This is a genomic window from Christiangramia sediminicola (assembly GCF_031344135.1).
Taxonomy (GTDB): Bacteria; Bacteroidota; Bacteroidia; order Flavobacteriales; family Flavobacteriaceae; genus Christiangramia; species Christiangramia sediminicola.
This window is the reverse complement of record NZ_JAVJIU010000001.1, coordinates 203,782-228,681: the sequence shown is the minus strand read 5'-3', so window position 1 is coordinate 228,681 and position 24,900 is coordinate 203,782. Positions and strand designations below refer to the sequence as shown.

Below are 24,900 nucleotides of genomic sequence, written 5' to 3'. Positions count from 1 at the left end.
TCAACTAACTAATCAATTCAATTAGCCATGAGCAAAAAGAATTATGCCGGGATACCCGATAAATACGCTCGTATAGACGAAGCAAAAGTGGTATTGATTCCTGTTCCCTACGATGGTACCAGTACCTGGCAAAAAGGCGCCGATAAAGGCCCTGATGCATTTTTGAACGCTTCTGAAAATATGGAGCTTTACGACATTGAGACTCGCAGCGAGGTGTATAAAAAAGGTATTTACCTTGCACCGCCTGTAACCGAAGACTCTTCACCAGAAAAAATGGTGGAAGCAGTTTACAAAACAACCAAGAACTACATCAAGCAAGATAAATTTGTAACTCTTTTTGGTGGAGAACATTCGATCTCGATTGGAAGCATCAGAGCATTTAACGAGTCTTTTGAAGATCTTACCGTAGTTCAATTAGACGCTCACGCCGACCTTAGGCCGGAATATGAAGGATCTAAATGTAACCACGCTTGTGCCCTGCATGAGGCCAGCAAAAACACAAACCTTTTACAGATAGGTATTCGTTCTATGGACGTTTCAGAAAACGATCATATGGATGAGAATCAGGTGTATTTTGCTCATGATTTATACGAAGACTGGCAGGATGATGCCATTGGACAAATGACGCCAAACGTATTTATTACAATTGACCTTGACGCTTTTGATCCAAGCATTATGCCTTCTACAGGAACTCCGGAACCGGGAGGATTATTCTGGTATGAAACCCTGGAATTCCTGAAAATGATGTTCAAAAAGAAAAATGTTGTAGGCTTTGATATCGTAGAACTTTGCCCTAATAAAGATGAGAAATCTTCAGATTTCCTGGCGGCGAAGCTTTACTACAAGATGTTGAGCTACAAATTCAAATATCAAGATTATAACGAAGAAGACGAAGATGAGTAAAGGACAGATATCTCAATTCATTGAGAAATACTATTTACATTTTAATGCTGCAGCCCTCGTGGACGCTGCTAAAGATTATGAAAAGCAATTAGACAACGGCTCTAAAATGCTTGTTTCACTTGCCGGGGCAATGAGTACCGCCGAGCTTGGGAAGATCTTTGCAGAAATGATTCGCCAGGATAAAGTTCATATTGTTTCCTGTACCGGTGCAAACCTGGAAGAGGATGTAATGAACCTTGTAGCACATTCACATTATAAAAGAGTTCCTAATTATCGTGATCTTACTCCACAGGAGGAATGGGATCTTTTGGAAAAAGGATTGAATAGGGTAACCGATACCTGTATTCCTGAAGAAGAAGCTTTCAGAAGAATTCAGGATCATATTTTCAAGATCTGGAAAGATGCTGAAGAAAAAGGAGAACGTTATTTTCCGCATGAATTCCTTCATAAACTACTTTTAAGCGGAGTAATGGAAGAGCATTACGAAATAGATCTTAAAGATTCATGGATGTACGCTGCTGCTGAAAAGAATTTACCGATGGTAGTTCCGGGTTGGGAAGATTCTACATTAGGGAATATTTTCGCCTCTTACGTTTTAAAAGGTGAATTGAAAGCAAGCACTATGAAGTCTGGTATAGAATACATGACTTTCCTTGCCGACTGGTATACGGAAAATTCTCAGAATGGTATTGGTTTCTTCCAGATTGGTGGAGGTATCGCCGGAGATTTCCCGATTTGTGTGGTGCCTATGTTATATCAGGATATGGAAAGAACAGACACTCCTTTCTGGAGCTATTTCTGCCAGATCTCAGATTCTACTACTAGTTACGGATCTTATTCCGGAGCGGTACCGAATGAAAAGATTACCTGGGGTAAATTAGATATTAATACTCCAAAACATATTATAGAAAGTGATGCGACTATAGTTGCCCCCCTGGTATTTGCATATCTGCTGGATATGTAATTAACAAATAATTACCGGAAGTTAAAGCTGTTCAGTATTAATAATTGTCTAATATTGAACAGCTTTTTTAATTGATGATATATGGAGAACTGGCCAATTTTTGCGATCGGGTTTTTAGCCCAACTTTTGTTCTCGGCCAGACTTATTTCTCAATGGTTCTTATCTGAAAAATCTAAAAAAGTTGAGACGCCTGTTCTATTCTGGAAGCTTAGTCTGCTGGCTTCTATCCTACTTTTCACTTATGGTTACTTAAGGGAAGATCTTGCCATCATGCTGGGTCAATTCCTAATTTACGGTATTTACTGGCGTAATCTTAATTTAATGGGCGAATGGCACAAACGAAATATTTTCTTTAAGATCCTTGTGGTCGCTTTTCCTTTTGGAATAGCCGCATACATTTGGTTTTTTGGAACTCTAAGCTGGAGAGACCTTTTCAAAACTGAAAATATATCCGGCTGGCTCATCGCTTTAGGTATTCTTGCCCAGATCATTTATACTTCCAGATTCTTTTACCAGTGGTATCATTCTGAAAAAACTCAGGAGTCATCGCTACCCATGGGATTCTGGGTCTTAAGCCTTTTTGGTTCTGCTTTATTGTTCACCTACGGAATATTCAGAGAAGACCCGGTACTTATTGCTGCACATTTCTTTGGCGCGATCATTTATATGAGAGACATGTATCTATTGAAGAAATCTGATGCGCAGGTTGGAGAAAAATTTGAAGCTTAAACTGCGGTTGTTTTTTCTTTGCTGAATAATTCTTTTATTAAGATGTAACCTACCACCAGATATTCCAGCGCGATCAACCAGAAGCTCTCCTGATAATCAGGATTGGAATAAGCGTAATAACTGAGCATTATCAGGCCAGACCATATCAATATATATTTATATTCTGTAAAGACGCTTAGAAGCAATGGAATTGCCAGATACCAGGGATGAACAGTGGTTGAAAGCAAGAGATAAGCCGTTACTGCGAAAAGCATATTCGTAAGCAACAGCTTTGTGTTCTGATACTTTCTTAAAAATGTCAATCCTAGAATGACCAAAATGGTAATTACCGGCAGAACTTTTCCAGCGGTTTCGATAATGTTATATCCTTTAACCTGGAAACCTATCCATCGCACGATATAATAAATACTGGCATTAAATTCGAATTTCCCAAACCATAAGCCAACGCTGGCCATAAAATTAGAAACCACTTCAGCTGAGTAAAATGGAAGAAAAGTCAGTATAACAGTCAGGAGGCAAGTCAAATTGTAAATAATAAGCTTTCCTAAGCCGAGTTGTTTATTTGAATTGCTGAAATACTTAAAAAGTAATGGCAGGAACATTAGTGGCAACAACTTGACTGATACAGACAAACCAAGAATAATAGCACTTAAGAACCATTTCCCTCTATGTAATAAATAAAGCGAAACCACGAGAAAGAACACCATGACCGATTCAAAATGCAGGTTCCCGGTCATTTCGATGATTATAAATGGATTTAGGATATACCAGAAGATCCTGTACTCACCCAGCCCCATAGCTTTTAAAAGTTTTCTTCCGAAAATGAAAGTTCCAATATCTGCCAGTATGATCACCAATCTGAAAATGATCACCGAGCCCAGAATACTAGAAGAAGATATCCAGCCGGCAATAGCGAAAATCAACTGGTTCAGCGGAGGATAATTCGAAAAGTGACCTGCACTCAAACCACCCATCCCGGTTATTAATTTTTTTGCCTGAGCAATGCTGAAAGTTTCAAGTTCTATTAATTCATTCGGAATGTATTGATAAGGATTCCATCCTTCTGCAATGAGTCTTCCATCCCAGATAAACCTGAAGTAATCCTGTGATAGATTTGGCAGAGAAAACAAGTATATAAGCCTAAATATCACTGCAAGACCTATCAAAAATCGCAGATCGGTTTTCAGCATATTTACCAGCTTATAACTTAAAAAGCACAGCGCGGTATATAGTAAAATAAGCCTTGGAAAATCTGACCGTTCTAAACCATATCCAAATGTAAAATAAAAAGCGGCACAAGAGACGGCCAGCAAAATTGGTATTTTATAAAGTTGGAATAATCTGAGATCCATTGATGAGCAGTAGGCTTTCAGCTAAAGTATAAAAATTTACGCTCTCAGACTTTTAAAGAATACAAAGCCGAATCCTGTAAATAACATGAGGTGAAATATAAGAAGTCCATAATCGTTTAGCTTGAACGCGCTCCAGATTGCGAAGCCGAAATAAAGGAATAGAAGACCCTCGATTATCACATTTTTTGAAAACCGATTGGTAAGATATTTATTTCCCTTCCATGAGTCTTTTACAGAATTGATATTGAATTTAGGAGTTCTGATAAATTCAGACCTTTTACCAAAATGTCCTTCTAAAACTGCCAGCGTATTATGAACCGAAAATCCCATGGCAATAGAAAAGAACGTAATAAACATACCAACGAATTTGAAAAAGCTTTTGATTCCTTTCCCATGGATTTTTGTGTAAGCCACATAATAACAGGCAAAGAATATCAGGGTGCTGATTGCAAACCCGGCCATTATATTGAAATAACCTGAAAACGCAGGATTGTTGTGTTTAATGTAAAGTACAGGCACACTTAGAACCGCTAATAAAAGTACGATCATAAACATGCTTGAATTAAGTAAATGAAAGAATCCATGAAATTTCGTGGAGAAAGAAACCGACTTGTCCTTTAGTAATTTTCCGTAATTTTTTCTAAAATTTTCTGCCGCTCCTTTGTTCCATCGAAACTGCTGGCTACGTGCCGCACTTATCACTACTGGTAATTCAGCCGGAGTTTCCACATTCTCAAGATATTTAAATTCCCATTTTTTCATCTGGGCGCGGTAGCTCAGGTCAAGATCTTCAGTCAATGTATCACCACTCCAGTTCCCGGCATCGAGAATACATTCCTTACGCCATATCCCGGCTGTCCCATTAAAATTGATGAAGTTCCTACCAAAATTCCTTCCGGTTTGTTCCAGAATAAAATGGAAATCCAATGCAAAAGCCTGGATTCGGGTCAGTAGTGAATAATCCCTGTTCAAATGCCCCCAACGAGTTTGCACCACCCCTATTTTTGGATTCTTGAAATAAGGGAGCGTTTCCATCAACCAATTCTTGCCCGGAACAAAATCTGAATCGAAAACCGCGACATATTCGCCTTTGGCAATTTTCAAACCTTCTTTAAGAGCACCTGCCTTAAATCCGGTTCGGTTTGCCCGCCTGATATGCTGAATATCAAGTCCCGTTTTTTGCAGTTCTTCAATGATCTCAGAAGTTTTCTCGATTGAATGATCTGTAGAATCATCCAGAACCTGGATCTCAAGTTTATCTTTCGGATAATTGATCTTGGCTATATTTTTCAGCAGTCTTTCAACCACATAATATTCGTTGTATAAGGGAAGTTGTATGGTTACCTGCGGCAATTCTTCCGAAGAGAAATCGAATTTCTCGGATTCGTCGGTACTCTTTGTAGCCTTTAAATAATTTATTAATAAATGAAGCTGGGAAAGGCTGTAAATGAAAATGACGAGTAAGGCAAAGGTGTAAATTATGATTACCGCGAAATCTATCATTTAAAACTGTATTTAAAAATCCAACCAAGAATCTTCACGCCTGCAAAGATAGCACCTTTGATGGTTCCTGAAACTTTTGACACACCAATCCTGTTCCTGTAATGTACAGGCACCTCAGCGTAACTAAAGTTTTGTCGTAAAGCCTTAAGCTGCATTTCAACCGTCCATCCATAAGTTTTGTCTTCCATGTTAAGCTGAAGGAGTTTTTCATACTTTATCGCCCTGAATGGGCCAAGATCTGAAAACCTTGAATTGAAGAATAGCGTCATTAAGGTTGTAGCCAGTTTATTTCCGAAGATCTGCGGAAAAGTCATGGAGCCATTTTCTCTCCATTTTCTTACCCTGGCGCCAACTACAAAATCTATATTTTCCTGAATTATTGGATCCACTATCTTAGACATTTCTTCAGGAAAATCTGAATAGTCTCCATCAAGAAAAACGATGATATCAGGTTTATTTTCCTGTTTTGAAACATAACCCATACCCTTTAAACAGGCATACCCATATCCCTTTCTAGATTCTGAAAGCACCGTAGCACCGGCCTTTTCAGCATTCAATTCGGTATTATCTGTCGAATTATTACTAACCACGACAACCTCATCAACAAAATCCGGAATATCAGCGATCACATGAGGAATGGAATCGGCTTCGTTAAATGCGGGAATAATTACCTTAATAACAGGTGGCACCGGGGTTTGCAAAATTTAGCGTTTATTAGGAAGTGCGAAAATACGCTATTTCCTTCCAATTTATTTGCTCTTTTGATTGATCAAATCCAGAAGATCTACATTATCACCAAGCACTGCCTCATCTGAATTTATACGGTTATTCTGAGAGCCATTTTCAAGCTTTAGTACTCCTCTTGGGCAAACCGCTGAACATATTCCGCAGCCAACACAACTGGATCTAACGATATTCTGACCTTTTTGAGCATAAGCTCTAACATCGATACCCATTTCACAATAAGTGGAACAATTTCCGCAGGAGATACACTGACCACCATTAGTAGTAATTCTGAACTTTGAAAAGAGTCGTTGCTGCATCCCCAGGATTGCGGCCATAGGACACCCGAATCTACACCAAACGCGGTTTCCAAAGATCGGATAAAATCCGGTTCCAATAACTCCGCTAAATATCGCACCTACTAGAAATCCGTAGGATTGTCTTAAAGTTTCAGCATTGAAAAGAAACAAATTTTGTCCACTCATATAATGAAAACCTATCAAGGAAAGAACGATCACTAAATATCCAATAGCACCGTAACGAGCATCCTTCTCGAGTTCCTCCCTTTTGAAGTACCAGATTGCGGCAAATAGCAGGGTAAGAAACACCCCCACACAAATGAGAAATGTATCCCTGGTTAACCAGTATTTCGAGGAATCATCGCCAAGATAAGAATAGATAACAGCGGTAGTCATAACCACCACAAAAACCAGTACGCTATGTACCACCCAACGTTCCACTTTCCAGGCAAAAAGACTTTTATCTGATAAATGCCTGTAAGGATCTCCGGCAGTTTCTGCCAGTCCGCCACAACCACATACCCAGCTGCAATACCAGCGTTTCCCATACTTGTAAGTAAGAATTGGGGTGATAATAAATATCGAAGCGATCCCGAAAAGTAATAAAGCCAATCCTATGTTTCCGGCAGAAATAAAATCATCTACCCGATATTGTTCAAAATTATAATAGTTAAGCGGCCAGATATTTTTGAGGTCGTAATATGGCAAACTGAAACCTTTGCCATTAAGCCTCGCCATAAATTCGGGAATTAGAAAGGCAAAGGCAGTTTGAAAAAACATTACCGAAACCGTCCTTAATTTCTCGTAACGATTATGTCGGTACTTCCACATGAATTTTATTCCGAAAGCAGCAATGGCAATGGTATACAGCGTTCCGTACACAAACCACTGACTCGCGGGATTACCACTAAGCAATTTACTTAAGGGATCAAAAAGGGCTACTAAGCCAACATTATCACCTTCGGCTCTCAAACCTATATACTCAGGATAGAAATAAAGAAGAATGTAAAATCCCGTAAGTGAAATTCCTGCAATCCAGGCCAGGTAACCTCTGCTAGACATAGATTTAAACCAGACTCCGTCATTTTTAATTCCGGGATGCGTGCCGGCATAAGCAGCTTTTGCAAACCAAACTATTCCAACAAATATGGAAATGAGAGAAATACTTAGCCATAAAATTTTATTCGGAAAATTGAGATTAAACGCGGCAAGCACAAGTATAAAAAGCCCGGCCATTCCTAAAAATGTCGCTAACTTCTGCTGTAAATTAATGGCCGCAGGAGCATCTCCGGTAAGTGACATATTATGTTCTATTCTACTCATAATTATGCTTGCTGTAGATTATTTTTGAAACTTCTGAAGATATCCTTTTCATGACTTTCATAGAATTCGGGATCAAAATTGGCTAATTTCAAGTTGGCCAGTACGTGGTCGATCTTTCGGTTTTCATTTAGCCAAACATCAAAGATCTCCTGTCTCATTCTAATTCCGAAAGTATTAATTCCTAAAAATTCATTTGTTTCAGAATTAAAAGAAATGGTGATCACTTTATTTTCAGTTTCGTGTTTCCAGTGAAAATGTTGTTCATTGGCTCTCGGCTTTGGCCAAACCCAACCATACGTTTGATATTCGATATCAAAAAATTTAGCTGAATTGAACCAGTTTCCGGGTTGATAAGCAGTTCTGTTTCCGGTTAAAGTTTCAGCAATGGTCTCACCCATGATCCTTCCGGTGTACCAAACTGCTTCTACCGATTTTCTTAAACCTATTGCATTTCTTTGCTGAGCACAATCACCCAAGGCGTAAACATCCGGAATATTCGTTTCGAGGTATTTATTTACGAGGATCCCCCTATCGGTTTCCAACTCTGATTCCTTTAGAAAATCTATGTTCGGTCTTACTCCGGCACAAAGTCCCACCAACTGGCATTCAATTTCTTCTCCATCTTTAGTAAGCACAGCCCTCACTCGTCCATTTTCATCTGAAAGGATCTTATCTAATTCAGAATTATGTCTAAGATCAACTCCGTGTGAAGAAATATGTTCAGAGATCATTTCAGCTTCCGGAAGTGGGAGAACATTGCTCCAAAAAGCCTTTTCCCGAACGAGGAAAGTCACTTCAATATTTCGCGTTCTAAGCATTTCAGCCAACTCCACCCCAATCAATCCACCGCCAATAATAACCGCTTTTTTAGTATGAGGAGTATTTTCTTCAAGTTCAATAAGATCCTGTTTGGAAACAAGCCCTTGAACTCCTTTAAGATCTTCACCTTCCCATCCGAATTTATTATAAACAGATCCGGTGGCAATTACCAGTTTATCATACTCCAGAGGTTCACCTGAAGAAAAACGTAATTTCTTTTTCTCAAAATCTATCTTTTCCACCCAGGCTTTTTTCAATTTGATCCTATTCTTTTCCCAGAACCAATCTTCATAAGGTTCGAGATGGTTCCACTTCATGTGGCCCATATATACATACATCAATGCGGTACGTGAAAAGAAATAATCTGATTCTCCTGAAACCACCGTAATTTTATGATCGGAAGCTTTGCGAATATTTCGAGCTGCAGTGATGCCAGATATTCCGTTTCCAATTATTACAATATGCTCCATTAATTTTATAATTTGGCTTAGAGCCGGATAGTGCTTAAGTAAAGTAAGTCGAAAATAGCCAGAATCCCAAGTAGATCAGGCTTTTTATAATTTTAACGATGTTTCAGGAATTCAGAAATAAATGCATGTGTTTGATCTTATTGACGATCAGTGTTCTGCTTGCTTCCTGCCAGGCGGAAATTCCTGTAAAAAAGATCAATGGAATTAGTCTAGTAGCCTCTCGGGATAGCCTTAAACCTGAGCACCTGGAACCTATAGTTAAATTAAACGCCAACTCGGTCGCATTGATGCCTTATGCTTTTATGCCCAATTCAGAGAATACAGAACTAGTATTTAATATCGAAAGACAATGGTTTGGTGAACGCGCGGATGGAATTGAGCATACTATCGCTTTACTGAAACAGAAAGACCTTCGCATCATGATGAAGCCTCATATATGGATACGGAATGGGGAGTTTACCGGTGATCTTAATTTTGAAAATGAAAATAACTGGCGAAAATTTGAAAACTCTTTTAGAGAATATATGCTTTTATATGCGAAAATCTCTGAAGACGAGCATATAGAGATCTTTTGCATTGGAACCGAACTATTCAATTTTGTAAAGTCAAGACCTGAATTCTGGGATCAATTAATCACCGATATAAGAAAAGTATTTTCCGGAAAACTTGTCTATGCTGAAAACTGGGATAAAGTAGATCAGGTAGATATCTGGGAAAGACTGGATTTTATTGGTGCAGATGCCTACTTTCCAATCAGCGATAAAGTTTCTCCCAATGAAACTGAGATTGCCGAAGGTTGGTTAAAGCATGCTAAAATGCTTCAGGAATTATCAGAGAAATATGATCGTAAGGTACTATTCACAGAATATGGATATAGGAGCATCGATTTTGCTTTAAAAGAACCCTGGAATTCGTCCCGTGAAATCTCAAAAACTAATCACGGATTACAGGCCAGAGCATTAAAAGTTTTATACGAAGATATATGGCCTCAAAACTGGTTTGCCGGTGGTTATCTTTGGAAGTGGCATCACCATGAAAGTTCTGGCGGTTTGACTAATGATCGTTTTACACCGCAAAATAAACCGGCAGAACAAACTATTGGTGAGTATTATGGTAAATTCAGGAATTAAGCCTTTTGTAGTAGTGGCTGTAGAGTTCTTCTGCGCTAGCTCCTCTCCGTCTTTTCCAGTAGATCTCAATAAAAAGCCATTGTGTATTCCAAACTCCCATACGATTGTAGAGTCTTGCTGAAGTTGTGATCCAGCTTTTTATAATACTGAATTGCTTTTTATCGTATAATCTTTTAATGATCTCATTGTCTTCGTAAACTTTATATGACTCATCAAATCCACCAATTTCCTCAAATAAGTTTTTTTCTACAAAAAGTGATTGATCACCTCCCCTGCAACTAATATGATTCACTTTGGTGAAATAACCCATCAGCTTCAACCACCAGTGATCCTTATCAAACTTCATTTGAAAGCATCCGGCTTTTTTACCATTCTCAACCTGGTTTACGATCAAAGAATCGAATTCTTTCGGAGGAAAGCTATCAGCATGAAGAAAATATAAAATTTCACCTTTGGCCAGCTTTGCACCAGTATTCATTTGAACAGCTCGTCCCTTTTCAGAAGTAACATAAAAAACTTTAGGATGGTCTTTAGCAATATTAGCCGTATTATCTGAGCTTCCCCCATCTACCACGATGATCTCAGCTACGTTTCCTGATGAAGCAACTTCCAGATGCCTTAACAGGTCTGGAAGTTGTTTCTCCTCATTATATGCAGGAATAATAATACTAAGCATTAGATGTGATTATTTGGCTTCGTTCAGATTCCAATCATATTCTTTATACGAGATCGTAGCACCAGGTTTAATCTTGGTTTTAGAATACTGGTTAACATAATCTATAACAGTTCCGTTTTCTTTAAAATCCTTTTTATACCAATCGAAAATGGAAGAAAGCTTTGCTGAATTCGCTGATATCTCGTTCTTATTAGAATTAACGAATTCCATGGTTACTTTTTCTAGTTGTTCCTCAATTTTATCGGCAGTGTAGGCCTCATTCAAAAGTTTTGGACAGGAAATAGAAGCGCAATTAATTGCAAAATGAATTCTAGGTTCATTCATCTTTCGAAGAACACTATTTTCAATTCCACCTAGAGAAATTTCGGTATCTCCTACTTTTACAAATTCCGAAGTCCACGGACTGTCAATATCTTTAATACTCTTAACCGGATAATTTTTCAGGATGAGATCTACAGTATAAGCATTATATAGATTGATATAGTAGGCCAGCAATTCATTAGTTCCCCATTCATCAGAAGGTTCCTGAGAAGAGAGTAATTTCAAATATTCATCAAGTTTAGATCTATCCTCCTTAAAACCTTTATAATCAACCATTCCACTGGCGCTAACATGTTCTTTCAGAAGATCGTCCCATATCGAGTGGTCTACCATTGCATCGTTATCTACTGAGGTTTGTTTGGAAGCATCAGGAGTTGGTAGTCCTTTACTATTCAAACCTGCACTGGAGATAAGGTTGCACGAAGCAAACATACATGCACCAGAAATTAGAACCGCAAAACTTACTATTATCTTTTTCATAGCTTGAAATATTAAATTTTAGCAGCAGCCTCCACCATCATAATGAAAGGTAGATTCGCTGATGAAAATATCATCACGTCCCAGAGAAGCCAAGGCATTTGCCGTCTTATCACAGATAGCCAAAGGTTGATTTTTTAAAAGTACATGTCCCTTTTTGTCATCAAAATGATCATCTTCTCCATAATAGATGGCTGCTTTTCCTGTAAAAATACAAGGTCCATCCTCCGGCATCGGATCTTTGATCGCTGCAACTTCTATAGACTCTATATATACGAGTTCTTTGGTTGGATAGTTTTTTGGATCCAAAATTCGGTAAGGTTTTCTCGCTCTAATTTCGATAGTTCCAAATCCGGCATCGGTTAGGGCTTTTACATAATCTTTGATGGATAAACTCCCGCTCAAACAAAGTGCTCTTAGCCTTTCATCATTTCTTAGCTCATCATTCATTTCCTGTTCACAAGTTGGGTCGCTCATCACTAACTTCCCATGTGGCTTTAGCACCCTGTACATTTCCTTTAACGCTTTGGTGAGCTCTTCAGTCTTGAAAATATTAAATAGACAGTTTTGGGCGGCTACATCAATAGAATTATCCTCAACAGGCAATTCTGTTGCATCTCCTTTTTTAAGATCAACGAATTCAGATTTGAACCATGGATTCATCTCTTCAGCTTCCTTAAAATTTTTCCTAGAAGCTTCCAGCATTTCATCCACGACATCTATACCCACAACACCAGATTTCTGCCTCGAGAAATAAGCGAATTGCAATAATTCCATTCCGCCACCAACACCAACATAAAGAATTCTTGGGTCATTGGTAAGGTCTCTAGCGTGAACGGTGGTTCCGCAACCATAATTCATTTCCTGCATGATCTTAGGGATCTTAAGTCCAGGAAGCTCCCATATTGGGTTCGTAGTACAACACAGGCCAACATCCGGGGTCAAAGCCGCGTCTCTATATACATCTTTCGTAGTTTCTAAATAGCTCATCTTATATCTTCTGAAGTAATTCTTTAAATAATTTTACCATATTCGGCTCTGCTTTGGCCGCATTCGCCAGTATATTTTGAATATCCACTTTTTCGAGATTATCAGGATCTCCCTGATCTGTGATCACAGAAATTGCCGACACTGGTATGTCTAAGTGATTAGCCACAATAACTTCGGGAACTGTACTCATCCCAACCGCGTCTGCACCAATCAGTTTTAGATACCTGTACTCAGCTCTTGTTTCGAGTTGCGGACCAAGTACTGAAGCATAGACTCCTTTATGCAAGGTGATATCATTAGCTTTTGCAGCCTCTTCAAATATCTTGTTCATCCCTAAATCATAAGGCTCGCTCATATCTACAAAACGTTCTCCTAGTTTCTCAACTCCGTGAAACGCCAGTGGTGAACCACCTTGTAAATTGATATGATCGTCAATAAGCATTAATTCGCCCTCTTTAAAATCCAGATTAATAGCTCCCGAAGCATTTGAAACTAATAGTTTCTTCATTCCTAATCGCTTCATTACTCTTACCGGATAAGTCACATCAAAAAGGCTGTAACCTTCATAAAGATGAAATCTACCCTGCATCACGACCACTTTTTTACCGTTCAATGTTCCAAAAACAAGTTTCCCTTTATGAAATTCTACGGTAGCGGTTGGAAAATACGGGATGTGATTGTAGCTAGCTTCAACTTCTACCTCAACATCATCGAGAAGTTTTCCTAATCCTGTGCCAAGTATGATCCCAACTTCGGGTTCTCCAAAACCTTTCGACTTTAGATAGTCTACAGATTCATTTATTCTGTCTGTCATTATTTTATAAATTTTTGAAATGCGGGGTGATCCTTAATGTCATCCAGCAGGTCTACATCGTTCCGGGTTTCCAGAAAAGCTACGTCCTCAGAATCTAGTTCCTTAAGAGTATCTTTTAAAACACTGGAAGTTCCCCATTCTTTATTTTTAAAAACGTCCGAATTTAGGGATTTCATTCCGAATAAATAGTAACCTCCATCTAAAGCTGGTCCAATCACATATTCATGATCGTTCAGTTTCTGAAATGCCTTTTTAATATCTTCAGTATTGATATCATACATATCGCTGCCAATCACTATGATTTTCCTGAATCCTTCATTAAATCCGGTTTGAAAAGCATTCTCCATTCGAATTCCCAGATCATCGCCGTTCTGTTTCCTTTTTGAAAAAATATCATTGCTCCAGATATCATTTTCATTCACAGCATCTGAATAATAGACCTGTTTGGATGAGTTTACAGAAGTTGTAAACTTTACAGTATGATCTATAAGAAATTTATAGATCTCGAGCGCCTTATCGTCTCCAAGGTCTTTTGCCAGCCTGGTCTTCACTTTTCCCGCAACGGGATTCTTTGTAAATATGAGGAGTAAATTATCCTTATTTTCTTCTTGCACTTGGTAAATTTTTTCGCCCTTTTTCAACCATTTCGCCCAATGCCCGGAAAAAGCATGGACTTTTTCAGTTTCCCTTCCGTCTGAATCCAGGACAGGAAAATCATTGTTTTTCCATTCAAAAATGCCTCCATATAAATTCTGAACATTGGTAAAACCTGACTTCCAAAGTTTTTTGCCGATATTTTCAGATCTAATTCCCAGTGAACAATACACCACAATCTTTTGATCTTTAGAAACAGTCTCTAAAGCAGTATCGTCAAAATCATTATACCCGACAAAAATGGAACTTTCCAGGTGGCTTACGTCGTATTCCTCTCTTTCACGAGCATCAAGTATGATCACTTCCTCATCCAGCTGATACATTCTCAACTCCTGAACTGAAATATATGGTATCACACCAGAATTATGTTTTTTGAGTAATTCATCCAGCGAAGACTGAGCGTTTAACTGGCCTGCGACCAATATAAAAAGAAATATATAAAGGCTGTTTTTCAATATTTAGATCTTAGGTTACAGTTCCCTGGCAACTACTTCCTGCACCGGCAGTACAACCATAACAATGTTGTGAAATAATGATCTCCCTGTCATTCAACAGATCTTCATTGTACTCACTTATATGTTTCACCTTACTATTTACCTTTAATTCAAGCATCTGGTTAAAATCGCAGTCATATAACCAGCCATCCCAGCTTATCGATATTGTATTGGTACACATTACATTTTCAAGTGCTGCAGGATTATAGGCGTCTACAAGAGCATACATATAATCTTCATAATTATCTGAAGCGATAAGATATTCCAGAAATCTACTTATAGGAAGATTGGTAATCGCAAATAAGCTATCAAAGTCGATATTGAAATCCTCTTTTAAAGCTTCTTTGAAATCCTTTTGCATAGCTTCCTGATCTGTAGGTAAAAATGCACCTGAAGGATTGTATACCAGATCCAGTCTTAAACCAGTTCCTTCCTGAGCATAACCAACTGCATTAAGCATTTGTAAAGCTTTGATGGATTTATCAAACACTCCACTTCCACGTTGCTTATCAGTTTTTTCTCTTTTATAGAAAGGAAGAGAGGAAACTACATGAACATTATGCTTTTTGAAGAATTCCGGCAGATCATGATATTTCTTATTGGCAAGTATTATGGTAAGATTAGACCTTACGATGAAATCTTTAATTCCTGCTTTTGCAGCTTCTTCTACAAACCACCTGAAATTCGGGTTCATTTCTGGAGCTCCTCCGGTAAGATCTAAAGTATGCGCGCCAGTGGTTTTTATCACCTCCAGGCATTGTTGCATAGTTTCTTTGGTCATGATCTCCTTTCTATCTGGACCGGCATCTACATGACAATGTGAACAAACCTGGTTGCACATATATCCAAGATTTAGCTGAAGTATCTCCAGCTTTTTCGGTTTTAAAGGAAATTTTCCAGTTTCAGCAATCTTTTCTCTAAATCGAGGTAAATCTCCATATTTAAAGATACCATTGCTAAGAAATTTCAGTTGATTTTGAGGGCTTGAAAGATCATCTTTTCTCGCCTTAAGGGACTTAGTTAACATAAAATGTTTTTCTTGCTTAGACAGTTAGTTCAGATTTCCTGAATTTACTTACATACTAAGCTTTTTGTATTTATTCATCATTTGCACACCATGCACCAACGTTGCACCACTTTCTATAGCGGCACCGGCATGTACGGCTTCCATCATTTCTTCTTTGGTGATCCCACGCTGTAATCCGTCTTTTGTATAAGCATCTATACAATAAGGACATTTTACAACATGCGCAACAGCAAGAGCGATCAATGATTTCTCCCTGGCTGAAAGCGCACCTTCTTCGAAAACTTTTCCGTAATAATCGAAAAACTTTTTCCCAAGATCTTCACTCCATTCGGTAATTTCTCCAAACTTGCGAAGGTCAGCAGGATCGTAATAATTTTTAGACATAATATATTTATTTTGGCCTTTCCAATATTTACGTAAGATAAAGGCGATTAGTTTTTAAGAATTAAGTTTTCGGAAAATAAGAAGAATGACTAGAATATCCCTGGTTTTTCATAAATCATTCAATTCTCGCATAAATTTAGTCTAAAAAGGATTCTGAAATCGGGCATTATTTTCTTTAACATTTTTTTCAATTTAACGATTTGCAGGCCAAAATCCCTCGAAAGAACCGAAAAGCCCGAAAACATTCTTGTTCAATAACGTTTTTCGCATTACAATTACCTCAAAAAAAGATAACTTGAGAAAGAATTCTTAATTTTTTCACACAATTGATAATTTTACATACCCATTTCTATAAAATTATTTGTTAAAAATCGCTTAACTTTAGAAAGCGATATTTTTTGAAGTTTACGAATGAGAATTGATGTAAAAACATTGCCGGTTAATGAAATCTTAGAAGACATTGCCGAATCCCTGAAAACCGATTTAAGAAACAATAGCGGAGAATTATCTATTGACATTCCCAAGGATCTTGGTGAAGGTTACATTAGAGGCGTTAGTTTTGATTCTGGGATGGGCTTTGTGACATACAATTGTAAATTCTACGAAGATGTAGAAATCCACTTCTCTTTAAACACAGTTCACCCTCTCAAATTCATCTTTTGTTCTGAAGGAAGTGTTGGACATCGTTTTCAGAAAAAAGAGAAGGTACATAATATAGACACTTACCAGAATATCGTGGTTAGCAGTCATGGTTACGATGGCCACATTCTATATTTCAAAAAAGATATTCCAACGCATGTTTCCAGCCTGGAGATCATTCGTTCGATCTTCACTCATAGATCTAATTACGATTTTAAAGACCTTGATCCGACTTTAAAAGAACTTTTTAAGGACGCGGTATCTAAAAAGCAATTCTTCTATCAGGGGAATTACAGTATTAAGGCTGCAGATTTAATGGAAGACATCAACACGAACGATCATACCGGATTTCTAAGAAATCTATTCCTGGAAGGTAAGACCTTTGAAATGCTGGTTATCCAGATCGCGCAGTATGAAGATGATGAAAACGGTGAAAATCTTCCGCAGATTTTAAGAAAATCAGATATCGAGAAGGTAGATTATGTTGCCAAAAGAATACAGGGTGATCTAAGCACTAACTTAACCGTGGAAACGCTCGCAAAAGAAGCCGGAACGAACGTGAACAAGCTTCAGGAAGGTTTTAAATATGTATATAATCTCACTGTTAATAAATACATGCAGCATGTGAAGCTGGAAGCAGCAAAAGAGATGCTGAAACTTTCTGAAAAGAACATTTCAGAGATTGTGACTTCTATCGGTCTCAATAACAGAAGTTATTTCTCCAAGATCTTCAAGGAAAAGTATGGTGTAAGCCCGAAATATTTCCTGAAAAGCAAAAAGAGCCTGAAAGACGCTGAGATCGAGGAAGAACAGGATTAATCTTTACACATATTTCGAAGAAATAGAAATTTTGAAATAGTATTTGAATATTCCATTTTACTTTAATTGCCGATATTTATAATTATAAATGAACAATTATGGATGAATTGGAGATAAAAGTAAAGCTGCAAATTTCCAAGCCGGTTTCTGAAGTCAAAGATGCAATTATAAGAGCTGATAAAATGGCTAATTATTTTATTGCTGAAGGCGCAAGGAATATGGAAGAAGGTAAGAATATTCAATGGACTTTTCCAGAATTTCCTGAAATGATCATCGATGTAAAAATTTTGAAAATTGATTCAGATCAGGTTATTTTCGAATGGGAAGGCAGTAAAAATAAACAATTAGAAGTGAGAATAGATCTGGAAGAGAGACCTGGAAATTCCACACTAATTACTGTCTCAGAAGGAAAAATGAAATATGATCCCGAGGGAATTGTTTGGTTAAAAAGAAATACAGAAGGATGGTCTAATTTCCTGGCCTGCATGAAAGCGTATTTGGAATTTGGGATCAATCTGCGAAAAGGCGGTTTTGAATTTATGAAGGCTTCCTAATTCTAAGATTACTTAAAATAAAAAGCCCGGCTTAATTAGCCGGGCTTTTTAATTCTATAAAGATGTGATTACATCATTCCAGGCATACCTCCGCCCATTCCTTGTGGCATTCCACCACCTTTTTCATCTTCAGGAAGGTCGATAAGTGCACACTCTGTAGTTAAGATCATTCCGGCAACAGAAGCAGCATTTTCAAGAGCTACTCTCGTTACTTTCTTAGGATCTATAATACCAGCTTTCATCATATCAACGAAAGTATCAGTCTTGGCATCATATCCGAAGTCTTTTTTACCTTCAAGAACTTTATTGATCACTACAGATCCTTCTCCACCTGCATTTTCAACGATAGTTCTCAATGGAGCTTCAATAGCTCTGGAAACGATCTGTACTCCTGTAGCTTCGTCAGCATTTTCAGTCTTGATTTTCGCAAGTACAGCCTGAGCCCTTACAAGAGCAACACCACCACCAGCTACGATTCCTTCTTCTACAGCCGCTCTGGTCGCATGAAGCGCATCATCTACACGGTCTTTCTTCTCTTTCATTTCAACTTCTGAAGCTGCACCTACATAAAGTACGGCTACACCACCTGCTAATTTAGCAAGACGCTCCTGAAGTTTTTCCTTGTCGTAATCTGAAGTTGTAGATTCAACCTGAGCTTTGATCTGATTTACGCGTTCTTTGATCGCTTTATCATCTCCAGCTCCGTTTACGATAGTTGTATTATCTTTATCGATCGCTACTTTTTCAGCAGTACCTAACATATCAATTGTCGCATTTTCAAGAGAGAAACCTCTTTCTTCAGAAATCACAGTACCTCCAGTAAGAATCGCGATATCTTCAAGCATTGCTTTTCTACGGTCACCAAATCCCGGAGCTTTAACAGCTGCGATCTTAAGTGATCCACGAAGTTTGTTTACAACAAGAGTAGCAAGTGCTTCTCCGTCTACATCTTCAGCAATGATCAATAATGGTTTTCCAGACTGAGCTACCGGCTCAAGTACAGGAAGTAGATCTTTCATTGAAGAGATCTTCTTATCGAAAAGAAGAATATAAGGATCTTCAAGATCTGCAGTCATTTTCTCTGAATTCGTTACGAAATACGGAGAAAGATAACCTCTGTCAAACTGCATACCTTCAACCACGTCTACGTGAGTTTCAGTTCCTTTAGCTTCTTCTACAGTAATAACTCCTTCTTTACCAACTTTACCGAATGCCTGAGCGATCAAATCACCAATAACATCATCGTTGTTAGCAGAAATTGAAGCTACCTGCTTGATCTTTTCTGAAGAATCACCAACTTCTTTGGTTTGTTTTGCAAGATCTTTAGTAAGAGATTCAACTGCTTTGTCTATACCTCTCTTAAGATCCATAGGATTTGCACCAGCAGCAACGTTCTTAAGACCTTCTTTTACGATAGCCTGAGCAAGAACTGTTGCAGTAGTTGTACCATCACCAGCAAGATCATTGGTTTTAGAAGCAACTTCCTTCACCATTTGAGCTCCCATATTTTCAAGTGGGTCTTCCAGCTCGATCTCTTTCGCTACAGTTACACCATCTTTAGTTACCGTTGGTGCACCAAATGATTTACTAATGATAACATTACGACCTTTTGGCCCTAAAGTTACCTTTACCGCATTGGCCAATGCATCTACTCCACGTTTGATCCCGTTACGGGCCTGGATGTCAAATTTTATATCTTTTGCCATTTTTATAAATTTTACTTTTCAGAATCAATATTCTGAAAAAATGTGGTTAATTAATTTTTGTTGAATTGATACCTCGCGGCTGCAAGGCAAGTTTATTTGGTTGAAACTTATACTATCGCTAGTATATCATCTTCCCGCATGATTAGGTAATCTGTTCCTTCAAGCTTAAGCTCAGTACCAGCATATTTACCATAAAGTACCATATCACCTTCTTTAACGGTCATTTCGTGATCTTTGGTTCCTTTTCCTACAGCTACTACTTTACCTCTTTGAGGTTTTTCTTTAGCAGTTTCAGGAATGATAATACCAGATGCAGTTTTGTTTTCTGCAGCAACAGGTTCAATTACAACCCTATCTGAAAGCGGTTTAACGTTTAGTCCCATTTTTTTCGAAATTTTATTATAGGTTAATTAATTTTTCAAATGTCGGTTAAGGATATTTCTAAAATTATGCCAGTAGTTTATTCCTGCCAATACCAAATAAAAAATGCCAGCTTGTCATAAGCTGGCATTTTCAAATTATAATATTTTGTGAAATTTACTGAGTACTGTCAGTTCTAACCGGTTGTTGTGCCGGAGTCTGAGTTGCAGGAACTTCAGTATTTACAGGCTCATCACTTTCAAAAACTCTCGTTCCTGCTTCTGCAGGAGCATCCATGATAGTTACGTTAGAAAGTAAAATTAGAACCAATAATAAGGTTGCTAACGTCCAGGTACTTTTATCAAGAAAATCTGATGTTTTCTTTACACCTCCTATTTGCTGACCTCCGCCACCAAAAGATGAAGAAAGACCTCCTCCTTTAGGATTCTGTACCATAATCACAACTACCAGCAAAAATGCTACGATAATTATTAAAGCTAAAAAAATAGTGAATGTACTCATTCTTATTCGTTATTAGTGTCTTGTAATTTCTCTATTGCCCGAATTTGGTCTGCAAAGAAACCACTTTTTTCGGGATTTTTCAAAATTAATATTTTATATGCCTGCTTGGCTTTTTTATAGTTTTTCTGCTCGAGGTATACCTTAGCTAAAGTCTCTGTCATCAGGGACTCAGGCGTCATTAGACTCTCCTCTGCAAGGTTTGCCTTATTAGCAGTTTTGCCAGGTTTTATCTTTGGATTTTTAGAAATAAAATCTTCAATCAGCTCAAATTTTCGCAAGCGAGTTTCATCATTCTCAGTATCCTCAACCTTCTCTTCTCTTTCTATGGGTTGAGCCCTGGTTAATTTCAACCATTCTGAAAAAGAATGGGATTCCTTACCATCAAATTCCAGTGGCTTACCAATACCCAATTCCTCTTCTGAAGATTTCTCTTTTTCAGGTTGCGATTCTACTTCCGGAAAAATGGCTCTTTCAAAAAGTGCAGGATCCATGACTCTTTCAGATTCTGACTGCTTCATTTTTATAGCCTCATTTATATCAAGACTGCGTTTACCGTGAACTTCTTCCGCTTCGTATACCGTAATCTGCTTCAGTCTTTCTTCCTGTTCCCTGATCTGATTGGCGATCTGGTTCTGATTGAATTCCGGAGAAGTAATAAAATCAAACAAGATGCTCCTATCGGTGGTATAAGCAGCAGTTTTCTTTAGTGCATCATTATAACTGAATTCCTGATGCTCTTTTAGTCCTTTGAGTCTAATCGCCCTGGCCGCCTGAAAATAAGGCGCATTTGCCAGAAGCTTTTCAATCTCCCGCGTTTGTTCTGAAGTGATCTCTCCAGGATTGTCTAAAAGATATGTAAGTTCCTTTACATCCATTACCAATCGGTCAATGCCGCGTTAAAAATATCCTGAGTAAGCCTGGTATAAATTTCGTCAAGCGCAGTTTCCAGTGCTGCACCCACTAATTGAGTCTGTGCCGGATAATCATAATAAAATGAGAACCTGTTCTCGAAATCCTTTTCCGGTTCCAGGGTATTATAATATCTCACATTTACTGAAATTGTCAACCTGTTTTGGGCTGCTGTATTTTCTGCCGTGGCAGACATTGGTGAAATATAATATTCGATGATCTCACCTTCAAAGATCAGATCTCCATTAGTATTGGTAAGGCTAAGACTGGTTTGATTCAAAATAAGATCCTGGAGCGAATTGGTGAAAATCCTGTCTATTCCAGGTTCTACAAGATCGGCGTTATTCTGAAAAAAGTTCACCTGAAAACTTTCAGCTTCACCGGTATCTGCACCCGTGAAAGAATAAATTCCGCAAGCCTGAAACAGAAAAGTGAATGCGATTAGACTTGAGAAAATGATTAGTTTTTTCATAGAATAAAAACCTGTAATTATAGATTATATTGTTTGATCTTACGATATAGCGTTCTTTCACTAATCCCAAGTTCTTCTGCAGCAGCCTTACGCTTACCGCTATGTCTTTCCAGTGATTTCTTGATCAATTCCAATTCTTTATCCTGTAAAGAAAGAGTTTCTTCTTCTTCAATTTCCTCGGCAAAATAATATTTATCTTTCTCCTCCTGTCTTGATGGTGCAGAATTTTGTTGTGGAATTTGAAGAACATTCAGTTCATCTTCATCAATATCGGCTTCGTCGATATCATCACCGCTATTTCCATAGATCTTCTGGATCAAGCCTTCATTTTCATCCTGAACCTGCTTACTATCGCCTTCCTGCATCAATTTGAGAGTAAGCTTTTTAAGATCGTTCAGGTCATTTTTCATGTCAAAAAGAACCTTGTAAAGGATCTCTCTTTCATTACTGAAATCTCCTTCTTTCTTTTTATCTGAAATGATTGCAGGAAGATTACTTCCCACATCCGGCAAATAATGTCTAAGATCTTCAGCGCTGATGCTTCTGTTCTGTTCCAGAACCGAAATTTGCTCAGCGATATTCCTCAACTGACGAATGTTACCACCCCAACGATATTTCTGAAGTAAACCAACTGCTTCATCTTCCAGTTTTATAGTTGGCATTTTATATTTCAACCCGAAATCTGAGGCAAATTTCCTGAAAAGCAAATGGATATCATCCTTTCTTTCACGAAGAGGAGGAAGATTTATTTCAACCGTACTCAATCGATAATAAAGATCTTCTCTGAATTTATCCTTCTGAATAGATTCAAACATATTAATATTCGTAGCAGCTACGATTCTCACATTTGTTTTCTGAACTTTGGAAGAACCAACCTTAATGAATTCTCCATTTTCAAGCACACGAAGCAATCTTACCTGTGTGGGAAGTGGAAGTTCCCCAACCTCATCCAAAAATATTGTACCTCCATCGGCCACTTCAAAATAACCATTCCTGGTTTGAGTAGCTCCGGTAAAAGCTCCTTTCTCATGCCCAAAGAGTTCACTATCTATTGTTCCTTCTGGGATCGCACCACAGTTTACGGCGATGTATTTTCCATGCTTTCTGTGAGAAAGCGCATGAATTATCTTTGGGATACTTTCTTTACCTACACCACTTTCTCCAGTAACCAAAACAGAAATATCTGTTGGAGCAACTTGAATGGCTTTTTCAACCGCACGGTTAAGTTTTGGATCGTCACCAATAATGCCAAAACGTTGTTTAATTGCCTGAACTGATTCCATATATTCTAGATCCTGATATCCAGGAATTATTTAATTGTTATCACTTAAACCTATTGGCTCTCCTATAAGGGTCGCGCTGGTACAATCATGAATTTTCACATTCACAAAATCACCAATTTTATAATTTTCCTTCGGAAAAACAGTAACCGTATTTCGCTCATTCCTTCCGCTCCAGTGAGCTGAAGACTTCTTCGATTCTTTCTCAATGAGAACTTCAACTACGGTTCCAATAGCCTGCTTTGTATTTCTTCTACTATGCTTTTGCTGAAGATCGACGATTTCCTGAAGTCTTCTTTTCTTTACTTCTTCCGGCACATCATCATCCAGTTTACGCTCGGCCGTAGTTCCCGGTCTTTCAGAATAGGTGAACATATAACCGAAATCATACTGCACATATTCCATAAGCGATATTGTGTCCTGGTGATCTTGTTCGGTTTCTGTAGGGAAGCCTGCAATAAGATCATGAGAAATACCGCAATTCGGGATCAGTTCCTTTATATTATCTATAAGTCTGAAGTATTCTTCCCTGGTATGAAGACGATTCATTTTTTTAAGGATCCTGTCGCTACCACTCTGTACCGGCAAATGAATATAATTACAGATATTTCTGTATTTCGCCATTACTTCAATTACATCCATGGTCATATCCTGCGGATTGGAAGTAGAGAAACGAATTCTCATTTTCGGCTGAGCTTCAGCTACTAATTTCAATAATCCTGCAAAACTGGTTGCCGTAGCTTTCTGGATTTCGGTAGCATTTTTAAAATCTTTCTTTAATCCTCCGCCATACCATAAATAACTATCTACATTCTGTCCTAAAAGAGTTATCTCTTTATATCCTTTTGCGGCCAGATCATTTACTTCTTCAACTATACTCTGCGGATCACGACTTCTTTCTCTTCCGCGGGTAAAAGGAACCACACAGAATGTACACATATTATCACATCCACGAGTAATAGATACAAATGCTGAAACACCGTTGGTTTGAAGTCTTACCGGAGAAATATCTCCGTAAGTCTCTTCCTTGCTCAATATTACATTAATAGCATCTCTACCTTCCTCTACCTCATTTATAAGATTTGGAAGATCTTTATAAGCATCTGGACCAACTACAAGGTCTACGATCTTTTCTTCTTCTAAAAATTTACTTTTTAAGCGCTCTGCCATACAACCAAGAACACCCACTTTCATTCCCGGGTTAATTCTTTTTACAGCATTATATTTTTCAAGACGTTTACGTACAGTTAACTCTGCTTTCTCTCTAATAGAGCAGGTATTTACCAGAACAAGGTCTGCCTCTTCAAGATTTTGAGTTGTATTGAATCCTTCTTTTGAAAGTATTGAGGCTACGATCTCACTATCGCTGAAATTCATCGCGCAACCGTAACTTTCTATAAATAATTTTCGACTATTATCAGCCTTAGGCTCCATTACCAAAGAGTTTCCCTGCTTTTTTTCGTCTATGATCTTCTCCATAATTCTTTAATAACCTGTCGGTTTTTAGATTGGCAAAGATAGGGCTAAACACACTTCTGACAAAGTGACAGAAAAAAATTTATAAATATCTACGCAACCATTTTAAAA

25 protein-coding genes are annotated in these 24,900 nt (G+C 38.0%); 6 read left to right on the top strand and 19 right to left on the bottom strand.

Annotated features, from left to right (window positions below; all coding sequences use genetic code 11):
- Positions 1 to 27: 27 nt before the first annotated feature.
- From speB to RE431_RS01035, 3 genes are all read left to right on the top strand, one after another.
- Entirely contained in the window at positions 28 to 903 is an 876-nt protein-coding gene (speB, locus tag RE431_RS01045) for an agmatinase (RefSeq protein WP_309560105.1), read from the top strand.
- Positions 896 to 1,867, top strand: coding sequence for a deoxyhypusine synthase family protein (locus RE431_RS01040; protein WP_309560104.1), 972 nt, complete (start codon positions 896 to 898; stop codon positions 1,865 to 1,867). Before speB ends, RE431_RS01040 begins: the two co-directional genes overlap by 8 nt.
- An 81-nt stretch (positions 1,868 to 1,948) precedes the next feature.
- Positions 1,949 to 2,596, top strand: a complete 648-nt coding sequence (locus tag RE431_RS01035) for a lipid-A-disaccharide synthase N-terminal domain-containing protein (RefSeq protein WP_309560103.1) — start codon at positions 1,949 to 1,951, stop codon at positions 2,594 to 2,596.
- On the opposite strand, the gene RE431_RS01030 is transcribed toward RE431_RS01035, so the two are convergent.
- From RE431_RS01030 to RE431_RS01010, 5 genes are read right to left on the bottom strand one after another with little or no spacing between them, the layout of a single operon-like run.
- Entirely contained in the window at positions 2,593 to 3,948 is a 1,356-nt protein-coding gene (locus RE431_RS01030; protein ID WP_408914503.1) for an MptA/MptB family glycosyltransferase, read from the bottom strand. The genes RE431_RS01035 and RE431_RS01030 overlap by 4 nt on opposite strands.
- A 36-nt stretch (positions 3,949 to 3,984) precedes the next feature.
- The gene (locus RE431_RS01025; RefSeq protein WP_309560101.1) at positions 3,985 to 5,451 is read right to left on the bottom strand and encodes a cellulose synthase family protein; all 1,467 of its coding nucleotides are present in this window, start codon (positions 5,449 to 5,451) and stop codon (positions 3,985 to 3,987) included.
- The gene (locus tag RE431_RS01020; RefSeq protein ID WP_309560100.1) at positions 5,448 to 6,152 is read right to left on the bottom strand and encodes a glycosyltransferase family 2 protein; all 705 of its coding nucleotides are present in this window, start codon (positions 6,150 to 6,152) and stop codon (positions 5,448 to 5,450) included. Before RE431_RS01020 ends, RE431_RS01025 begins: the two co-directional genes overlap by 4 nt.
- Positions 6,153 to 6,200: 48 nt before the next feature.
- Complete coding sequence (locus RE431_RS01015; protein WP_309560099.1) at positions 6,201 to 7,796, bottom strand: 4Fe-4S binding protein; 1,596 nt, start codon at positions 7,794 to 7,796, stop codon at positions 6,201 to 6,203.
- Positions 7,797 to 7,798: 2 nt separating this feature from the next.
- On the bottom strand, positions 7,799 to 9,085 hold the full coding sequence (locus RE431_RS01010; RefSeq protein WP_309560098.1) for an NAD(P)/FAD-dependent oxidoreductase: 1,287 nt from the start codon (positions 9,083 to 9,085) through the stop codon (positions 7,799 to 7,801).
- A gap of 98 nt (positions 9,086 to 9,183) precedes the next feature.
- On the opposite strand from RE431_RS01010, the gene RE431_RS01005 reads away from it, so the two are divergent.
- Positions 9,184 to 10,215: a glycoside hydrolase family 113 gene (locus RE431_RS01005; protein ID WP_309560097.1), complete on the top strand. Its 1,032-nt coding sequence runs from the start codon at positions 9,184 to 9,186 to the stop codon at positions 10,213 to 10,215.
- On the opposite strand, the gene RE431_RS01000 is transcribed toward RE431_RS01005, so the two are convergent.
- Genes RE431_RS01000 through RE431_RS00970 form a run of 7 tightly spaced genes read right to left on the bottom strand, consistent with a single transcriptional unit; the run spans position 10,205 to position 16,052 of the window.
- Positions 10,205 to 10,891, bottom strand: a complete 687-nt coding sequence (locus RE431_RS01000) for a TIGR04283 family arsenosugar biosynthesis glycosyltransferase (protein WP_309560096.1) — start codon at positions 10,889 to 10,891, stop codon at positions 10,205 to 10,207. The two genes, RE431_RS01005 and RE431_RS01000, sit on opposite strands and share 11 nt — an antisense overlap.
- Before the next feature lie 9 nt (positions 10,892 to 10,900).
- Positions 10,901 to 11,692 (bottom strand): DUF547 domain-containing protein, encoded by a 792-nt coding sequence (locus tag RE431_RS00995; RefSeq protein WP_309560095.1) that lies wholly within the window; start codon positions 11,690 to 11,692, stop codon positions 10,901 to 10,903.
- Positions 11,693 to 11,710: 18 nt separating this feature from the next.
- On the bottom strand, positions 11,711 to 12,679 hold the full coding sequence (arsM, locus tag RE431_RS00990) for an arsenosugar biosynthesis arsenite methyltransferase ArsM (RefSeq protein WP_309560094.1): 969 nt from the start codon (positions 12,677 to 12,679) through the stop codon (positions 11,711 to 11,713).
- 1 nt (position 12,680) lies between these two features.
- Positions 12,681 to 13,493 carry a purine-nucleoside phosphorylase gene (locus tag RE431_RS00985; protein WP_309560093.1) on the bottom strand — a complete coding sequence of 271 codons (813 nt, stop codon included), beginning with the start codon at positions 13,491 to 13,493 and terminating at the stop codon, positions 12,681 to 12,683.
- Positions 13,493 to 14,602 carry a TIGR04282 family arsenosugar biosynthesis glycosyltransferase gene (locus RE431_RS00980; RefSeq protein ID WP_309560092.1) on the bottom strand — a complete coding sequence of 370 codons (1,110 nt, stop codon included), beginning with the start codon at positions 14,600 to 14,602 and terminating at the stop codon, positions 13,493 to 13,495. Before RE431_RS00980 ends, RE431_RS00985 begins: the two co-directional genes overlap by 1 nt.
- Before the next feature lie 10 nt (positions 14,603 to 14,612).
- On the bottom strand, positions 14,613 to 15,668 hold the full coding sequence (arsS, locus tag RE431_RS00975) for an arsenosugar biosynthesis radical SAM (seleno)protein ArsS (RefSeq protein ID WP_309560091.1): 1,056 nt from the start codon (positions 15,666 to 15,668) through the stop codon (positions 14,613 to 14,615).
- Positions 15,669 to 15,716: 48 nt separating this feature from the next.
- Positions 15,717 to 16,052 (bottom strand): arsenosugar biosynthesis-associated peroxidase-like protein, encoded by a 336-nt coding sequence (locus RE431_RS00970; RefSeq protein ID WP_309560090.1) that lies wholly within the window; start codon positions 16,050 to 16,052, stop codon positions 15,717 to 15,719.
- A 411-nt stretch (positions 16,053 to 16,463) separates the two neighbouring features.
- Between RE431_RS00970 and RE431_RS00965 the strand changes: the two genes are divergently transcribed.
- Positions 16,464 to 17,510, top strand: a complete 1,047-nt coding sequence (locus RE431_RS00965) for a helix-turn-helix domain-containing protein (protein ID WP_309560089.1) — start codon at positions 16,464 to 16,466, stop codon at positions 17,508 to 17,510.
- Between the two features lie 98 nt (positions 17,511 to 17,608).
- A complete protein-coding gene (locus RE431_RS00960) occupies positions 17,609 to 18,064 on the top strand; it encodes an SRPBCC domain-containing protein (protein ID WP_309560088.1) in 456 nt (151 codons plus the stop codon).
- A gap of 68 nt (positions 18,065 to 18,132) precedes the next feature.
- Here RE431_RS00960 and groL read toward each other — a convergent pair whose 3' ends face one another.
- From groL to miaB, 7 genes are all read right to left on the bottom strand, one after another.
- On the bottom strand, positions 18,133 to 19,770 hold the full coding sequence (groL, locus tag RE431_RS00955) for a chaperonin GroEL (RefSeq protein WP_309560087.1): 1,638 nt from the start codon (positions 19,768 to 19,770) through the stop codon (positions 18,133 to 18,135).
- Between the two features lie 107 nt (positions 19,771 to 19,877).
- Positions 19,878 to 20,153, bottom strand: a complete 276-nt coding sequence (locus RE431_RS00950; RefSeq protein WP_309560086.1) for a co-chaperone GroES — start codon at positions 20,151 to 20,153, stop codon at positions 19,878 to 19,880.
- A 154-nt stretch (positions 20,154 to 20,307) separates the two neighbouring features.
- Positions 20,308 to 20,652, bottom strand: coding sequence for a preprotein translocase subunit SecG (secG, locus tag RE431_RS00945; RefSeq protein ID WP_309560085.1), 345 nt, complete (start codon positions 20,650 to 20,652; stop codon positions 20,308 to 20,310).
- A gap of 2 nt (positions 20,653 to 20,654) precedes the next feature.
- Positions 20,655 to 21,527, bottom strand: a complete 873-nt coding sequence (locus RE431_RS00940) for a hypothetical protein (RefSeq protein WP_309560084.1) — start codon at positions 21,525 to 21,527, stop codon at positions 20,655 to 20,657.
- Positions 21,527 to 22,033: an LptE family protein gene (locus RE431_RS00935; protein WP_309560083.1), complete on the bottom strand. Its 507-nt coding sequence runs from the start codon at positions 22,031 to 22,033 to the stop codon at positions 21,527 to 21,529. Before RE431_RS00935 ends, RE431_RS00940 begins: the two co-directional genes overlap by 1 nt.
- 17 nt (positions 22,034 to 22,050) lie before the next feature.
- Positions 22,051 to 23,316 (bottom strand): sigma-54 interaction domain-containing protein, encoded by a 1,266-nt coding sequence (locus tag RE431_RS00930; protein WP_309560082.1) that lies wholly within the window; start codon positions 23,314 to 23,316, stop codon positions 22,051 to 22,053.
- A 30-nt stretch (positions 23,317 to 23,346) separates the two neighbouring features.
- Positions 23,347 to 24,792 (bottom strand): tRNA (N6-isopentenyl adenosine(37)-C2)-methylthiotransferase MiaB, encoded by a 1,446-nt coding sequence (gene miaB / locus RE431_RS00925; RefSeq protein ID WP_309560081.1) that lies wholly within the window; start codon positions 24,790 to 24,792, stop codon positions 23,347 to 23,349.
- Between the last annotated feature and the right edge of the window lie 108 nt (positions 24,793 to 24,900).

Coding starts and splice junctions, on each gene's coding strand:
- speB (WP_309560105.1), top strand. CDS start 28: ATGAGCAAAAAGAATTATGCCGGGATACCCGATAAATACGCTCGTATA.
- RE431_RS00950 (WP_309560086.1), bottom strand. CDS start 20,153: ATGGGACTAAACGTTAAACCGCTTTCAGATAGGGTTGTAATTGAACCT.
- RE431_RS01015 (WP_309560099.1), bottom strand. CDS start 7,796: ATGAGTAGAATAGAACATAATATGTCACTTACCGGAGATGCTCCTGCG.
- RE431_RS01000 (WP_309560096.1), bottom strand. CDS start 10,891: ATGCTTAGTATTATTATTCCTGCATATAATGAGGAGAAACAACTTCCA.
- RE431_RS01030 (WP_408914503.1), bottom strand. CDS start 3,948: ATGGATCTCAGATTATTCCAACTTTATAAAATACCAATTTTGCTGGCC.
- RE431_RS01040 (WP_309560104.1), top strand. CDS start 896: ATGAGTAAAGGACAGATATCTCAATTCATTGAGAAATACTATTTACAT.
- RE431_RS00960 (WP_309560088.1), top strand. CDS start 17,609: ATGGATGAATTGGAGATAAAAGTAAAGCTGCAAATTTCCAAGCCGGTT.
- RE431_RS00985 (WP_309560093.1), bottom strand. CDS start 13,493: ATGACAGACAGAATAAATGAATCTGTAGACTATCTAAAGTCGAAAGGT.
- secG (WP_309560085.1), bottom strand. CDS start 20,652: ATGAGTACATTCACTATTTTTTTAGCTTTAATAATTATCGTAGCATTT.
- RE431_RS00930 (WP_309560082.1), bottom strand. CDS start 23,316: ATGGAATCAGTTCAGGCAATTAAACAACGTTTTGGCATTATTGGTGAC.
- miaB (WP_309560081.1), bottom strand. CDS start 24,792: ATGGAGAAGATCATAGACGAAAAAAAGCAGGGAAACTCTTTGGTAATG.
- RE431_RS01005 (WP_309560097.1), top strand. CDS start 9,184: ATGTTTCAGGAATTCAGAAATAAATGCATGTGTTTGATCTTATTGACG.
- RE431_RS00935 (WP_309560083.1), bottom strand. CDS start 22,033: ATGAAAAAACTAATCATTTTCTCAAGTCTAATCGCATTCACTTTTCTG.
- RE431_RS01010 (WP_309560098.1), bottom strand. CDS start 9,085: ATGGAGCATATTGTAATAATTGGAAACGGAATATCTGGCATCACTGCA.
- RE431_RS00995 (WP_309560095.1), bottom strand. CDS start 11,692: ATGAAAAAGATAATAGTAAGTTTTGCGGTTCTAATTTCTGGTGCATGT.
- RE431_RS01025 (WP_309560101.1), bottom strand. CDS start 5,451: ATGATAGATTTCGCGGTAATCATAATTTACACCTTTGCCTTACTCGTC.
- RE431_RS01035 (WP_309560103.1), top strand. CDS start 1,949: ATGGAGAACTGGCCAATTTTTGCGATCGGGTTTTTAGCCCAACTTTTG.
- RE431_RS00940 (WP_309560084.1), bottom strand. CDS start 21,527: ATGGATGTAAAGGAACTTACATATCTTTTAGACAATCCTGGAGAGATC.
- RE431_RS00965 (WP_309560089.1), top strand. CDS start 16,464: ATGAGAATTGATGTAAAAACATTGCCGGTTAATGAAATCTTAGAAGAC.
- arsS (WP_309560091.1), bottom strand. CDS start 15,668: ATGTTAACTAAGTCCCTTAAGGCGAGAAAAGATGATCTTTCAAGCCCT.
- RE431_RS00970 (WP_309560090.1), bottom strand. CDS start 16,052: ATGTCTAAAAATTATTACGATCCTGCTGACCTTCGCAAGTTTGGAGAA.
- groL (WP_309560087.1), bottom strand. CDS start 19,770: ATGGCAAAAGATATAAAATTTGACATCCAGGCCCGTAACGGGATCAAA.
- arsM (WP_309560094.1), bottom strand. CDS start 12,679: ATGAGCTATTTAGAAACTACGAAAGATGTATATAGAGACGCGGCTTTG.